This is a genomic window from Flavobacterium algoris, assembly GCF_048158525.1.
GTDB lineage: Bacteria > Bacteroidota > Bacteroidia > Flavobacteriales > Flavobacteriaceae > Flavobacterium > Flavobacterium algoris.
Genome location: NZ_JBLNKT010000002.1, coordinates 173271 through 188702 on the forward strand (window position 1 = coordinate 173271; position 15432 = coordinate 188702).

General features: G+C 32.9%; 11 protein-coding genes. All 11 read right to left on the reverse strand.

Translation table 11 applies throughout. The annotated features are described in order from the left end of the window. Positions 1-2: 2 nt before the first annotated feature. The 11 genes from ACM55I_RS01825 to ruvA all read right to left on the reverse strand — a co-directional run bounded on the left by ACM55I_RS01825 (position 3) and on the right by ruvA (position 15393). Complete coding sequence (locus tag ACM55I_RS01825; protein WP_416845077.1) at positions 3-644, reverse strand: hypothetical protein; 642 nt, start codon at positions 642-644, stop codon at positions 3-5. A gap of 75 nt (positions 645-719) precedes the next feature. After that, positions 720-1070 (reverse strand): cytochrome C oxidase subunit IV family protein, encoded by a 351-nt coding sequence (locus ACM55I_RS01830; RefSeq protein ID WP_039108799.1) that lies wholly within the window; start codon positions 1068-1070, stop codon positions 720-722. A 16-nt stretch (positions 1071-1086) separates the two neighbouring features. Next, complete coding sequence (locus ACM55I_RS01835) at positions 1087-2064, reverse strand: cytochrome c oxidase subunit 3 (RefSeq protein ID WP_416845078.1); 978 nt, start codon at positions 2062-2064, stop codon at positions 1087-1089. Positions 2065-2106: 42 nt separating this feature from the next. Next, positions 2107-2694 carry a cytochrome c oxidase subunit 3 gene (locus tag ACM55I_RS01840; protein WP_039108795.1) on the reverse strand — a complete coding sequence of 196 codons (588 nt, stop codon included), beginning with the start codon at positions 2692-2694 and terminating at the stop codon, positions 2107-2109. A 2-nt stretch (positions 2695-2696) separates the two neighbouring features. After that, positions 2697-3599 (reverse strand): heme o synthase, encoded by a 903-nt coding sequence (cyoE, locus tag ACM55I_RS01845; RefSeq protein WP_416845079.1) that lies wholly within the window; start codon positions 3597-3599, stop codon positions 2697-2699. Positions 3600-3705: 106 nt separating this feature from the next. Further along, positions 3706-5829 carry a gliding motility protein RemB gene (locus ACM55I_RS01850; protein WP_416845106.1) on the reverse strand — a complete coding sequence of 708 codons (2124 nt, stop codon included), beginning with the start codon at positions 5827-5829 and terminating at the stop codon, positions 3706-3708. A gap of 19 nt (positions 5830-5848) precedes the next feature. Then, the gene (gene deoC, locus ACM55I_RS01855) at positions 5849-6592 is read right to left on the reverse strand and encodes a deoxyribose-phosphate aldolase (RefSeq protein ID WP_416845080.1); all 744 of its coding nucleotides are present in this window, start codon (positions 6590-6592) and stop codon (positions 5849-5851) included. A 185-nt stretch (positions 6593-6777) separates the two neighbouring features. Continuing rightward, the gene (locus ACM55I_RS01860) at positions 6778-7161 is read right to left on the reverse strand and encodes a VanZ family protein (RefSeq protein WP_416845081.1); all 384 of its coding nucleotides are present in this window, start codon (positions 7159-7161) and stop codon (positions 6778-6780) included. After that, positions 7154-7534: a glycine cleavage system protein GcvH gene (gene gcvH / locus ACM55I_RS01865; RefSeq protein ID WP_039108788.1), complete on the reverse strand. Its 381-nt coding sequence runs from the start codon at positions 7532-7534 to the stop codon at positions 7154-7156. The genes ACM55I_RS01860 and gcvH overlap by 8 nt, the downstream gene beginning before the upstream one ends. A gap of 93 nt (positions 7535-7627) precedes the next feature. Beyond that, positions 7628-14788, reverse strand: a complete 7161-nt coding sequence (sov, locus tag ACM55I_RS01870) for a T9SS outer membrane translocon Sov/SprA (RefSeq protein ID WP_416845082.1) — start codon at positions 14786-14788, stop codon at positions 7628-7630. Positions 14789-14811: 23 nt separating this feature from the next. Then, entirely contained in the window at positions 14812-15393 is a 582-nt protein-coding gene (ruvA, locus tag ACM55I_RS01875; RefSeq protein ID WP_416845083.1) for a Holliday junction branch migration protein RuvA, read from the reverse strand. Positions 15394-15432 lie beyond the last annotated feature (39 nt).

The window sequence follows — 15432 nt, forward strand, 5'->3', positions numbered from 1 at the left end:
AATTAAAGTTCTTTGGTTGCATTATGATTTTTCTTAAGAGCCGCACGGTATTCATATAAAATAACTTTGAAGTCATCAAGCATCTCGTTGCTCAAATCAGCAGGATGAAATGTATCATACCCTTCTTTGTATTCTTTATTTTTCTTTCTTCCCCTAAGATTCCTTACTTTATCTATAATATAAACATTTGGAGTCCCTAAATTTTTATCTAGTTTCCCAACCAGTTTAAGTTGATCGTAATAGCTATTGATTTCTTGAGGTGAAGTAAATACAAAATGCCATTGACTAACATCTGTAAAAGCACCTAATGCATCCACCACTTTTTTAGCATCTTTTTCAGTTCCTAAAGGACAAATTACAACAAATTGTAAATCTTTGAAAGTATGGTATTGCTGGTATATTTTTTCATTTAGATTAAAAAAATTACCTCTATTTTTTAGAATCTCTGTACCAGAAAAACCTAAAATGGTTATTTTATTATTTAAACTAACTTTTTCCCCTTTTAATGATTCCCAGTTGCCAAAATCAGCAACCTTAGGAGTAATAATAGGCAACTTAGTAAAACTATTTATACCTGATGCAAAAAAAAGATAAGCTACAATAGGCAAAATAAAAAGAACAAAAAGAACAATATTTTTTTTCATTGCAATGATAAAATTTAAAGTACAAAAATAAAAAAAGGCACGCAATGCGTACCCTTTTTTTGAATTAATATCTTGTTAAAAATTCCATTTAATCGTAGAATTCTTAAAAACCTCATAAATATAATTCCCTTCAGTCAAAAGAATGAAAAGCAAATATAATATTAAAAAAATTACTGGTAAAACTACTGCATTTCTTAGAGTACTTTTCTCTCCTTCCATGTGCATGAAGGCCCATACAATAAAATATGCTTTTACAAGTGTTAAGATTATGAATAACCAGTTTAACAAACTCATTGCCATGAAACTATTCATATGAAGAGCATCTGGCTTAATAATTCCAAAAATTACTTCAACAATAGTTATTACAGACAAAAGACCGAAAACCGTCCAAATTCTTTTTGTATTAGAAACATGTTCGTGTGACATAATGATAAATCTAAAATTAAACTAAGTAGAAAAACGTAAATACAAATACCCAAACTAAATCGACAAAGTGCCAGTATAACCCCACTTTTTCAACCATTTCATAACTTCCTCTTTTCTCATAAGTTCCTACTAGAACATTGAAAAATATAATGATGTTAATGATTATCCCAGAAAATACGTGAAAACCGTGAAATCCTGTTATAAAGAAAAAGAAATCAGCAAATAATTTACTTCCATATTCGTTGTGGGTTAAATTTGCTCCTTCAATAACCAAACTGGCTTGAGTCAATCGCAATTCAGAATCTTTTCTTGAAAGAATAGTTTTTTTCTTTTCGGCAGTGATGGTTTCTGTTCTAATCAAAAGATCAGGATGTGCTTTGAAACCAGCTTGAACTTCAGCTACAGAATAAGTCGAAATAGCCGCCTCATCCATAAACCATTTTCCTTTATTTCTTGTCAATTGCTCTCTATCTTCCGGCAAAGTTGCAGCAAAATCAGCTAGAGCTACACGGTGACCTTCTTTATCAACAAACTGAAGTAAACTACCTCCTTTTGTTTCAATAGCACCATACTCCCCTTTAATAAAGTTTTTCCATTCCCAAGCTTGTGAACCAACGAAAATAATACCTCCGATGATTGTTAAAAACAAATATATTGTCACTTTGTCTTTTTTCATCTGATGTCCAGCATCAACTGCTAAAACCATCGTTACAGATGAAAAAATCAAAATAAACGTCATAAATGCCACGTAATACATCGGGGCCGAGACACCGTGCATGAATGGGAAGTGAGTAAACACTTCATCGGCTAAAGGCCAAGTTTCAATAAATTTAAATCTAGAAAAACCATAAGCTGCTAGAAATCCAGAGAATGTTAAGGCATCTGATACGATAAAAAACCACATCATTAATTTGCCGTAACTTGCTCCCATTGGCTCTGTGCCGCCTCCCCAAGTTTTTCCTTCACTATTTGCAGTAGTAACTGTCGCTTCCATATAAGTTATTCGTTAAAAAGTTCCCAAATTTACGTTTTTTTATTATTTAAAGAAATATAAAAATAAAAATAAATAAACCCATAAGAAATCAAGAAAGTGCCAGTACATCGCACCTAGTTCAATTCCAAGAGTTTGAGTTGAATTGTATTTTTGTTTAAAATGATTATAAATTATAATTAGAAGTGAAATTAACCCACCAGCAAGGTGAATCAGGTGCACAACCGTTACAATATATAGAAAAGTAGTCGTTATAGAACTTTCACTTCCGGTAAAATAATACCCATTAGCGACAATCTGACCAAAACCTACAAATTGTAAAATAACAAATAATATTCCCAATGCTAAAGTAGACAAAAGAAATGCAGTAGTTGCACTTTGTTTGTCTTTTTGAATCGCTTTTTTTGCCAAATGAAAAGTAATACTACATCCAATGATTGCAACCGTGCTAAAATAAAATGCCGTAGGCAATTGAAAATCTTTCAACCAATCGGCTCTAGATTTACTTACCACAAAAGCACTAGTAAGCCCTGCAAACATCATGGTCATACTAACCATAGCAAACAGCAATATCAATTTATATGATCGCGCTGTTCTCGATTTATGTTCGTCTGTTGTCATTGTAATCTCCATAACTATCTTAAAAATTTATCAAATATATAAACTAATTGTAACAATGTAATATAAGAAACACTTACCAGCATCAACGTTCTCGCTGCTTTTGCCGTTCTTAATTTGTATAATTGCACTCCATAATAAAGCATCCAAAGTCCTAGTAAAAATACGACAATAGCGGCTACAGGCGTAATAAACAACTGCCCTGTATAACCCAAAACTGGTAAAAGCGAAGCTATAATAAGCCAAACTGTGTATAAAATAATCTGTAAAGCAGTTGATTTATCTTTTTTCCCTGTAGGAAGCATAAAAAAACCTGCTTTTTCATAATCTTCGTATAAAAACCATCCAATAGCCCAAAAATGAGGGAACTGCCAGAAAAACTGAATTAAAAATAAAGTCCCTGCTTCTATCCCAAATTCTCCAGTTGCCGCAACCCATCCCAACATAAAGGGAATTGCACCAGGAAATGCTCCTACAAAAACCGACAATGATGTCATAGTTTTCAAAGGCGTATAGACACTCGTATAAAGAAATATAGAAATTGCGCCAAACATGGCCGTTTTAGAATTGATTGTATACAACAATACAATTCCAATAATAGTAAGAAGACTTGCAATAATCAAAGCTGTATTAGAAGACATTCTACCAGCCGGAACGGGACGATTTTTTGTCCGATCCATCAACGCATCTAAATCCTTTTCAATAACCTGATTAAAAGCATTAGAAGCGCCTACCATACAATACCCACCAATGGCAAGTTTTAACAACACCATCCAACTGAAAGAATGGACATCAGTAATTCCAAGCATAAATCCTGCAATAGACGAAAACACTACGCTAACAGCGAGACGTGCTTTAGTTATCTCGCGGAAATCAATATAGACAGACTTTAATGAAAGGGTATTTTGTGTTGCGTTCAATACTAATGTTTATTTGCTTTGTAAAAACTTTTGCAAAAGTAGTTTATCAAAAGGGATTTGACAAAAAACAATTCATAAAAAAGCTTTTTTAGAAATATTATTAAAGCTAATAATCAAAATACCAATTAAAAACATCCGAACGTATCCCTAAAGTAAACCAATTAGTACTTTCATTAAAAGTCGTTGCCGTATTCTTTGTTGGATCAAAACTTCTATAAATATAGCTTCCGAAAAGTTTCAGGTTGGTTGCTGGATTTATCAGATATCCAGCTTGAACATCTGTGATAAAAACAGCCGTTTTATTTCCCTGTCCTACTTTTACACCGCTATCTAAAGCTCTGTTTTCGTCATAATCTTTATAGATATTCCCCCCGTAATTATAACCATCTTCGGCTGTATCAAAATCCAATCCTCGGGTACCCATCGTTATTTTTGCATCAGCAAAATACCTGTCTTTATGATAACGCGCGATAACTAAAAATTCTTTGAAATTTCCGCCCCATTGATGCCCTATACTTTGATTGTTATGCCCATAATTTGTGATGGGATTACTATGGGAATACACATAAGGACGCACATGATTGTACTCTAACTGCAATACCAAATTATCAACGTGAAAAGCATTATAATATTTAACACCTAATTGATATCCAAATTTATTTTTCCAGCTATTGTCTCCTTTTTTAACATCTCCAAGAGAAAATTCATCAAGAAGAAACTGTCCGTATGTATTGATTTGATTGTTCCATTTGTATTTATAAGTCAACCCCAAAAGCGCATTTCCACTTCTGGCAGAAGAAGCAAATTCAACCGAACGATAAAATATAATTGGATTTACAAAATTCACATCAAACCCCCTGTTATTTGTATCAGTCCAAATTACTGATTCAAAGAAACCAAGATTCAATTTATTCGACACATTCCAACTCAAATAATGATTTGCCATAAATTTAGTAGCGTACGTTTTTTCGAGGGTAACCTCTGGACGAACATCTTTAAGCCACATATAGGTATTGGTGTATTTTATTTTCCAAAAATTAGTATTTATTTTAAAATACGGATATGGACTTGCCCCGTCACTTTCTAACAAAGATCGATATCCATCACCTATAAAATTTCTTCCATAACCCAATTGCAAATCAAAATATTTACTAGGCGCAAAAGTTATATTGGCTTCCGCCAAAGGAAAATCATACGCATCCGTTTTAAAATCTTTGGCAATTCCCATACCTGGAATAATTGCAGGATTTCCGCCTGCTGGTTTTATAGATTCTGCATAACGATTGTAGTAATCCGCAAAACGCCCCTGACTTTCAAAAACTGTAGCAGTGAAATTAATTTGCTTCCCTAATCCTCCACGGAAATTGATTCCACGAGTATTTATATAAGTGTAATTCGCTTTAGTTTGAGACGCCTTACCAACTTGTAAATCTAAAATAGGATTCAAAGTAAACCAGTAGCCGTCTCCTTGAATTTCAACCATACTTTCATTCCATAATTTTCTGGTCCACCAACCGGAAACATTCTTCTTTAGTTTATCATTTGCTGCTTTAAAATCATAATATTTTGATACTTCCACATAAGTATACGGTTTAGATGCAGTGTGATTATTGCTGCCAACTTGATTTAAAGAAGCATCAAACTGAGAATAATAACTATGGGAAAAAGGAATATTCAAATGACTTTCAAACTGAGGATTATTGAATTTTTTGTAAACAATACTATCCAATTCGGTAAGTTGTTTTGTTTCATTTGGCAAAATTTCTGCGCGAGCAAGTACCTCTGAAGCTAACTGTTCTGGGCTTTTTAATGGAATCGCAATTGTAATTGTGTATCTCGAATATGTTGGTTTTCCATTATAAGTTGACGGTTTAATCTTTGGGAATATCCCAAAAACTCGCTTAGTTTCTTTTATTAAATCCTCATCAGTAGCATTTACATAAATCACTTTGAAAACGCCATTAGCGTCAACTTCAAAAAGCACTTCTACACTACCTTTGAAATTATTTTGCTTAAAATTCTCAGAAACTTGAAAATTTTGAAACACAAAATTTTGCACTTGATAGTAAAAACATTTTTCCAATTCCTTAGATTGCAAGTTTTCACAATTCAAAAAAACAGGAAATCGTTCAGGCGAAATTCCCGATTGAGTTGCATTATTACTTATGTCTTGCGAATAAATAAAAAATGAATAAAATGATAAAAGTAACGTTGACAACCCCTTTTTCATATTGGTTTTCTTTGTGAATTTAGTAATCAATTTGTGAATCTTGCCCATTAGCAATTGCTTTTGCCCCAGACGTTCCTATTCGTTTTACACCCAGTCGTATCATTTCAACAGCCTCTTCATAAGTTCTTACACCGCCAGCTGCTTTTACCGGAAGTGGCGAAGCATTTTCCAACATCATAATAATGGATGGAATTGTGGCTCCATTTGGCAAATCACCTTCCGTTTTATAAAATCCTGTTGATGATTTTACAAAAACCGATTGGTACAATTCCTCTTTAAAATTTGAAATAACTACATTTTTTATCAAAGCAGACAATTGTATAATCTGTTTATCATTTAGTGCAGCCACTTCTATAATCCATTTTACAACCTTATTATTTTCCAGTCCCAATAACGTGCATTTTAGGACTTCATCTTTAACCAAATCAATACTACCATTTTTAAACGCTTCATAATTACAAACGAAATCCAAATCATCGGCTCCATCTTCAATCGCCTGAATCGCTTCAGAAAGTTTATCCTCAACACTCGATTTTCCTTCTGGAAAATCAATCACCGTACCTATTTGCAAATTTGAATCGGCATCAATAATCATTTCTTGGGCGATAGAAACCATATTTGGGCGAATCATAATAAGCTTAAAATGCTCATTAATGGCTTCCTGAATATATTTTTTGACAATAACGACATCATCAGCTTCACTAAGTCCTGCCTGTGTTGCTGTTTTTAAATAAGTAGAATCTAAATATTGTTTAATATTCATTTTTCTTATAGCTTAATGATACCTATTGCTATCCAATTAGCAAAAATACATTTTAAATTCACATTTATTTACTATTAATAACTACTTCGTAAGGATCTAATCTTATTTTATATTTCCTGATCGTTAAAAAAGTAAAAACATTTGTAATATAAAAAAATCCCACCGAAGTGGGATTGTAATTCGTATCAAACTTTATTTAAGTTAGTGTACTTGTTGAAAAACAAAATTATACAAACAGCAAGAGTTGCTCCAGATAAATTTGCTAAAACATCAAACAAATCTCCTTTTCTAGTTGTGGTAAATAGCGTTTGCGCTATTTCTATTGCTATTCCAAAAAAAATGGAAATTATAAATGATACTACCAAAGGCTTAAAAACATCCGAACTATTTATTTGCTTCTTAAAAAAGAAAAACCAAAGCGATGTAAATACCAAATGAAAAAAGGAATGAACAACTTTATCTAGATTCGTAATTTGAATAGCAGGAATATCGCTTGATTTAATTAAACAAAAAAAGACGATTAACCCTGTCCAAGTTAAAGCTGCCCAAAAATAGAATTGTTTAGGCACCAATAAGTTCTTTGTAAGATTCGCTTGAAAGCAATGAATCAATTTCAGCTTCGTTTGCAATTTTTATTTTTATCATCCATCCAGCTCCATAAGGATCAGAATTTACACTTTCCGGTGTATTTTCCAATGCGTCATTAAACTCGACAATTTCACCTGATAAAGGAAGAAACAAATCAGAAACCGTTTTAACCGCTTCAACAGTTCCAAAAACTTCATCTTTTTCTAAAGTCTGGTCTAAAGTTTCCACCTCAACATATACGATATCCCCTAATTCTTTTTGTGCAAAATCAGTAATTCCTACTGTTGCTATGTCGCCTTCAATACTAACCCATTCGTGATCTTTAGTGTACTTTAAATTTGCTGGTATGTTCATATAAATACTAATTGATAATTATTAATTGATAATTGAATTTTATGTGACAAATGTAACAATCTCAATTCAAATCTTGTTTAGATTTTAAAAAAATTAATTCCCAAAATTATAGCGCATCGTAAATCCTGATCGAATATTTGTCAATGGGAAAGAAGTTGATATTACTGCTTTCGAAAATGAATGATCATAATAGAAAATCGCGGTCAAATTTTTACTGAACGCATAATCCGCAGTTATTTTTAGAGACCATATATTTTGTCCTCCGGCTAATTGATTGTTATTATAGTCTAAATATCGAACAATTGTTTGATTATTTCGATAGGAAAGATCTCCTTTAAGGTTGATATCACTTTTTATAATTCCTGTTGGATTATCTGCTAATCTGGAGGAGAAAATAACATCTTTAAATCGGTAACCAAGTCCTACAACATACTCTATTCCTTTTACTTCTGTCAATAGGTTATTATCAAAACTCATTGACAAAGCTCTATCTTTCTTTATTTCGGTAAGTACTTTTAAAGAGCTTTTTAACTCAAAATCCATTCTAATAAGCGGACTAAATTGCTCTACTAAATTGAGATTTGACATGATTGTGCTATTGAAAAAATTACCGCTTGCATCTACACCGTTTGGTGTTTTATCATATTCGAAATTAGATCTAAATGCACTAATTGTGTATGAAGCTCTATAACTATGTTGCATCGAAAAGCGTTTGAAATTCTTTTTGAAAAAATTATAACGCATCAAACCATTGTACTTAACAGCCCAATTAGGTATTGGGAAACTTCTAAAAATCCCAAGTGAAACTCCTGAAGCATTAGATCCAGAATACGCTGCTAAGAAAGCCGGCAGCAAAACCGCTTGATTATTTTTACCATAACCTAAAGGATATCCTTCTGCATCAAGATTAACTGGATTACTAATATCTATACCACGTTGTATTGCCAATCGATTTGCAACGGTAAGTCTATTACTTCTAAAATCATCAAAAGCCGCAGATGAATTTTCATCACTTGTTGAGAAAGATGTTTTTATCAGAACTGTAGAAATTGAGAAAAGACCATAACTATATGGAGATCGTGCATTATATTGTCCATCAGTTATATCATATTGTTCTGAAAAATTCTTGGAATAAGATCTATCCAATGACAAATCGATTTTTAAATCTGGAAACAAATCAACATTTGCAGTAGCTTTAAATAACTTATTGGTCACTTGAGAATAATTTTGATTAAAATTAGGATAGTTGGTAAGCCAACCGTTTTTAGCAGCCTCATAACGTACGTCATCTTGACTTCCAAAAATAAATCCTAACGATGGTCTTGAAGAACCCAAAAACCCAACACTCGGCGTATATCCTGGCAATATCGTACCGCTATTCTCGGTGTAATTCATTTGAATGTTTTTAACACTGGTCAAAACCCCGATTAAACCGTCAACAAATTCATTGTTTTTTACAATTTGTTGTGTATTTGTATTTACAATTTTTTCACCTGGTTTTGGAGCAATTGCCTTAGGCTTTGTCACCGGTTTATTGGTGTTTTTTGTCAATCCTAAATACTTATAAAATGCATCCATATTGAATGTTGCATTCAAATTACTGGAGCTTGCATTTTGAACTGTATTTCCTAAGTTATAACTGTTACCATCAATCTCTATTTGTGACAAAGCATTAGAAGAACGTTGCCAACTGTAATCACCTGTATAAGAATAATTAGCTTTTACAAAACTAAATAATGGAATTTTATTAATTGGTATCTCGTAATTTAAAACCAATTGTTGCATGTGCTGATTAGGATCTCCAATATCCCAATAACTATCCCATATTGTAAAACTATCAATAGGCTCATTATTCTTATTTAGATAGCTTTTCACAATATTGCTAGAAGAAGCCGTATAATTTAATTTTAATGATTTTGTCAAATTAAAATTAAATCCATATTGATAATTGAATGCAAAATTTCTTCTGTATAATGGATCTAGACCTAAACCTTCTACATCAACTTGTCTAAATTGCTGGCGATTGAATTGTCTAATAATATTGGTATTAAAAGAAATATTAGAAGGCAGGTAATTAAAATTAAAATCACTTAATAATTTCCAATAATTACTTTTTTTCATGAAAGCAGTTTTCTTGAACGGCTCGACTGGCTTTGACTGAAAAGTATACGCATAATCAACGGATGAATTCGCATGCTGATCGACATAATCTTCTATTTCAAAATCATGTCGTTCTACCTGATTAAAAGATTGAGAAAAAGTGAAATTTTCAACATCATAAACATGTTGTTTCTGCTCTGCTCCTCTTTCTTTTCTAACCCCGATAAAATTGATACTTTGACGTTTCGTATAATCAGTTGCGCGACTTTGAATATTATCTCTTTCGGCTTTATCTGCAGTATTATTTAATAACTGTTTTAATTTAATATCTTGATTAAAAGGATCATATTCCGGAGTAATCATTTCTTCGCCAATGGCATAATTGAATGGTAAATTAACACCCCATTTTGGAGGTAATAATTTCCCTAAATTAACATTCGTAACAATATTATATTGTTTCGTATCCTCTCGACTTCTCTCATTTGGACCTTGTTCTAATGCTCCAAAACCAATCGTACTTTTTTTACCTGTTGCAGAAACTGTAGCAAAATCAGCAAAATTTGAATCTACATTCAATACTGCTGCCATACCTCCTTTATTATCCATATCGGCCAAACGAAGTTCATTGAACCAAACTTCTCCTTTAATATCTTGATGCGTTTCATTACTTTTCACACCCACCATTAAAGTTCGTGCCTGGCCAAAATTAGGATTCCCTTTTATACCCAATCTCAATTTGTTACTTTTGTTTGCTAACGAAGGATCAAGATCATCTTCATATTGATAATAAATTCCATCTAGTGGGAGCGTACTTTTATCAATGCTCATCGCCAAAATCTTCAATTGTGTCAATAATGCCAATGACAAATCAATTTGATTATCTTCAGGCCAAACCGCTTCGGCACTCAATGCGGAACAATCCGAAGTTGATGATGAGGATGGAACAGTAACTTTTAAAGGAATTTCTATTTGGTAAAAATTCTGTGTAAAGTCATTTCCAAAACGAATAAAACCTACCATTTGATTGTCTCGAAGCGCAATTTCATTTGGTAAAGATTCAGCATGCAAAAACATTTTCAATTTTTTAAACTGACGCATGTCGATACTCACATTTTTAAAAACTCCTCTTGAATCTTCCGGTTCCAGTCCATTACCAGAAACCCTTAAAGATAGTGATTGTTCATTCTGATTAATAACCGTATTATTATTGTACAATTGTTCTCTTACTACTCCGGGTGGAGTAATATAATTCACCGGACATCTTTCGTTATTTTCTTGAACATTTACTGCTAACACATCCAAATTAGTTTTGTCATCAGCAACATTTGTATCATTAAAATCGAGCGTATTCGTATAGCGTCTCCATTCCCCTCTCACTAAATCCAATGCTCCAAAACGAACCGTTACCAAATCATTAAAACCCGTCATGAACATTCTCATGAAACGGATTGATCTAAAATCAGAGATATTCCCAATTGTATTTTCAGGTTGTGAAACTGGTATTTTAAACTGAATCCATCTGGCATCAGTTGTACCTCCATTTGGTAATGTGACTTGAGTATTTCTGATATCAGTAATGTAATTTTGTCCGACACTCATATTAGGTTTAACATCAATACTATATTCATAATAGGCATTGATCGTATTCATGGTGTTGTCTCTATTGATATCTTCTACATCTGGAAACGTGGTAGAACCTCTATTAGGATCGTTAATATCAACCGCTGAGTTACCGTCTACACCATTATACTTTTTATATCGGTCTAAAACATTTCCTGAAGCATTCAAATAATAGGTGTAATCATCAGCTGCAGGATCTGGTTCTGATGCAAAATTACTGTAAATCGCACCTTCTTTGGCATTAGGCAAACCATCTAACCCAACGTCCTGATTCTTTCTATTATTAACATTGGTGTCAAATGCATAAATTAAAGATTGCGATGCGGGAACATCTCCCCAATTGGCTGTTCCTGGATTTGGTTTTGAAATAATTTGATCTGGCCCAAGTCCATTTTCATATTGCTTTTTTCCATCTTTCAAAACATCCTCTGATACTTCTCCTAAATTGAAATAGATTTTACCAGTATTGGATTGAGGTATTTCACCACTTCCCACATAAGGATCTAATATCCAAAATTGAATGTATTCTACATTTCCTTGTTCGAAATTAGTAGAATTCAATGATCTCATAATTCCACCAAAATTAGAAGTTGGATTTGTAGACACATTTGAACTATTATTATACGGACCTCTTTCAGAAGGATAATAACTTAAATCTAAAGTATTAACTACTTGAGATTGTCCTTGTGCAATATCGGTCAAAGGATACAATTCCTCACTAAAAATTCTTCTGGTTGTATTGAAAGACAATTCTTCATTTGTAATTCCAGACGGTTTTTGAGTATAAAAAACAGGATCTATCGAGTACCATGCTAACTTTGCTCTTTTAAAACCATAACTCAAATCATTGGCACTAGCATTGAAATCATAGGTGCTTCTGGTGTTTTTCTCTGGAGTCGATGACAAGCTCCAAGCATACGGAGAACGCATATCAATAGTTGATTGAGATCCTTCAAAATCATCAACATATATAGTTGACTCCCCTTGAAATTGATCTGCTTTTGGGGAATCCGGTTTCAAAAATGCAATTTCACCTCGTATAGAAAGATTTGAAGGAACATCAGTATCGATATTAGGTAATTTATTAACTAATCGGGTAAAGAATGGAACTTCCGTTGAGAAATTAGTATTAAATCCAAAAATGGTATTATTAACAGATTCCTGACCAAAACTAGATTTTTGAGTAAATGGTTTCTCAGTCATTTTTAAAAAAGTCGCTCCCACCAAAAAATTATCAGAAATTTTATGCTCTACATTTACACCCATAAACCTTCTGGTTTGCTGACCAAAAACAGAATTGTTTTCTAAAGATACATTAATAGGCGTATTAGAGGCTTGAAGCGAAGGATCTAAAATCTGGACTCTTCCCAATTGATAATTCACGCTGTAATCAATTCCTTCAACCAAAACCCTACCTCCAGCTGTAACAACAACTGAACCTCTTGGCACATTGAAAGCACCAATTGGGATTCCATCGCCACCGGTAGATTTATATTTACCTCTCAATAAAAATTTATTCTTATCGCTATCTTGTAAAGCACCGGATTGTGTGTTTCGATACATGTTTCTAAACACGTATTTCTTTTGATTGGCGTTATATGTATTTGCATCATCATAACTTTCTCCTCCATTTGATAATTTAGAAAAAAGCAGTTCTCCAAAAGGCTCTTTGGTTGTGAAGATAATTCTACCATTTTGAGCATCGATCGTCAAGCCTTGCATAAAATCAAAAAAACCGTCCCCGCCTGCTTGTGGATCATTGTTGTAATTGAGTTTATCTAAATTAAAAACTTTAAGTAAAGGTGTGCTTGTTACTAAATCCGGTGATGGCAACGGTGAAACAATATTAATATAATTTAAAGGAGATGGATCGGTATAAAGTATATTAAACCTAAAGTCTTCCTGTTTCACTTGATAAGCTCCTTGAATCTGATAAATATTTTTCATCATCAAGTTCCAAACAGGGTTTTTGACATTGGTCAAATTACTTTTTAGCATTTTCAATATCAAGCTTTGTGTTATGATAGCTTGATTTGATGTATTACTATTACCCGTTACTACTGTTGCATCTACACCATCATTACCAAATTCACCCACTTGATACACTTTATCACCAATTGTATATTGATATGCAACCGCTAAAACCTCATCATTAGCTAATCGCTGTTGCAATGAAATATAACCTAATTGAGCATTAAACGTATATTCATTAGGATTTAGTTTTCTAGCGTTTTCTAATTTAGAATAATCTGCACCTTCATTAACAGTAACTTCAAATCCTGATCCAGATGTTACTATCTCACGTATGTTTTTGTTCAATAAACCAGCATCTATACCTACTTTACCTATTTTAGCAGGGTCAAAATCATTATTTGAGTTGTCCGAAGGAGAATCGGTTGTTACATTAAAAAATGGATTAGGAACTGAAGGAATTGGATCTAATACCACTACTTCGTTGTCCTGCAAACCGGCTAATTGCCCCTCCCCTAAATCCTGAATAGCTATAATGTTTCTAAGATTGTTTCCAGTAGTTGTATTTACCCTATTTTGCTTATTGGTAACCCAAACCTCCAATCTTGAAATTTGAACTCTACTGTCAATAAAAGGATAATTTTTTAAGGAAGAATCGTATTTGTTTCTAAAATATTGGGATAAGAAAAAGTGTCGGTCATTATCATAATCCAACGCATACATATCAAAGTTCTGAATCGTTCCTCCACCTTGAGCAACAATACTTTTTGTTTGGGATTTTTGTTCTGAAAATATACCTGTAACAGTTGTTTTACCAAATTTTAATTGTGTTTTTACACCGAATAAACTTTGAGCACCTCTAATTAAAGAACTATTCAAAGGCAAACTTACATTTCCGACTTCAATTTTTTGAATAATATCATCTTCTGAAGGAGCATATTCTAACTTAATTAAGTTTTGAAAAGCAAAAGTAGACTGTGTATCATAATTAGCATTTACATTGAGTCGTGTCCCTACTTTCCCCATCAAACTCATACTTATCCTTTGATTAAAGTCAAAAGAAAGATTCGATCTGTTTCTTGGTGAAAATGATGGATTATCTTGTTTTGTATACCGCATTCCCAAATCCATTTCTATTGATCCGGTAGGTTTCACGTCAATTGTATTACTTCCAAAAATAGATTCAAAAAGCCCTGATTTCACATAATACCTTGGCAATAAATCTTTTTTGGCGGCTTCACTGCCTTCTTTTTTTCCGTCAATAGCATCTGCTTTTTTCTTGAAATAATCTCGCATAGATTCTTTCAAAACCAAATTTTCATACTCTTTTGGAGTTAATATAATGGGATAATTAATGGAAAATCCATCTACAGAATTCGTGTAAATATACCTGTCTGTAACTGGATCATAAGTATACGCAGAAAGAACACTTTGAGGATCTTTTAACTGAACTTTCCCTGTAGAGAAACCAGTTTTAATTGTATCCTGAGCGGCCGGTGTTACCTGAGCTTGCGATACAAAACCACAAAATATGACTAGCAAAAAAATACAAATTTTATGCATATAATCCGTGTTTTGAGTACCTTTTATAAGTTTTTTAAAGCTTTCTTAATAATCGATTCAACAGAAGCCTCTGGATCCTCTTTTACAATTTTTTCGATGATTCGTTCTGAAGTTTTTCGAACAAACCCTAAGACCTCCAAAGCAGATAACGCTTCATCTCGATTTGTATTGCTTTGTGACATAGAAACTTCGTCTAAATCATACAATTTCAATACTTTTTCTTTTAAATCAAGTATTACTCTTTGTGCCGTTTTACTACCAATTCCTTTTATAGATTGAATGGTAACCACATCACTTGATGCAATTGCATTTGTAATTTGTTTTGGGTCTAATGATGACAACATCGTTCTAGCTATGCTTGCACCAATACCAGAAACTGACAATAATAATTTAAAAATCTCTCTTTCTGATTTTTCTACAAAACCAAATAAAGTATGCGCATCTTCTTTTATTTGAAGATGCGTATACAATTTTATAAAGTCAGCATTGGGAAGCAATGAGTAGGTATGTAAGGATATATTTACATGATACCCAACACCTCCACAATCAATAACTACTTGTGTTGGTGTCTTTTCTACCAATTTCCCCTGTATATGTGCAATCATTTTTTATAATATATGTCTCCAAATATAATAAAATTAGCA

Bases quoted from the DNA above. Each gene is read 5' to 3' on its own strand.
- ACM55I_RS01825 (WP_416845077.1), bottom strand. From the start codon at position 644: ATGAAAAAAAATATTGTTCTTTTTGTTCTTTTTATTTTGCCTATTGTA.
- ACM55I_RS01830 (WP_039108799.1), bottom strand. From the start codon at position 1,070: ATGTCACACGAACATGTTTCTAATACAAAAAGAATTTGGACGGTTTTC.
- ACM55I_RS01835 (WP_416845078.1), bottom strand. From the start codon at position 2,064: ATGGAAGCGACAGTTACTACTGCAAATAGTGAAGGAAAAACTTGGGGA.
- ACM55I_RS01840 (WP_039108795.1), bottom strand. From the start codon at position 2,694: ATGGAGATTACAATGACAACAGACGAACATAAATCGAGAACAGCGCGA.
- ACM55I_RS01850 (WP_416845106.1), bottom strand. From the start codon at position 5,829: ATGAAAAAGGGGTTGTCAACGTTACTTTTATCATTTTATTCATTTTTT.
- deoC (WP_416845080.1), bottom strand. From the start codon at position 6,592: ATGAATATTAAACAATATTTAGATTCTACTTATTTAAAAACAGCAACA.
- gcvH (WP_039108788.1), bottom strand. From the start codon at position 7,534: ATGAACATACCAGCAAATTTAAAGTACACTAAAGATCACGAATGGGTT.
- sov (WP_416845082.1), bottom strand. From the start codon at position 14,788: ATGCATAAAATTTGTATTTTTTTGCTAGTCATATTTTGTGGTTTTGTA.
- ruvA (WP_416845083.1), bottom strand. From the start codon at position 15,393: ATGATTGCACATATACAGGGGAAATTGGTAGAAAAGACACCAACACAA.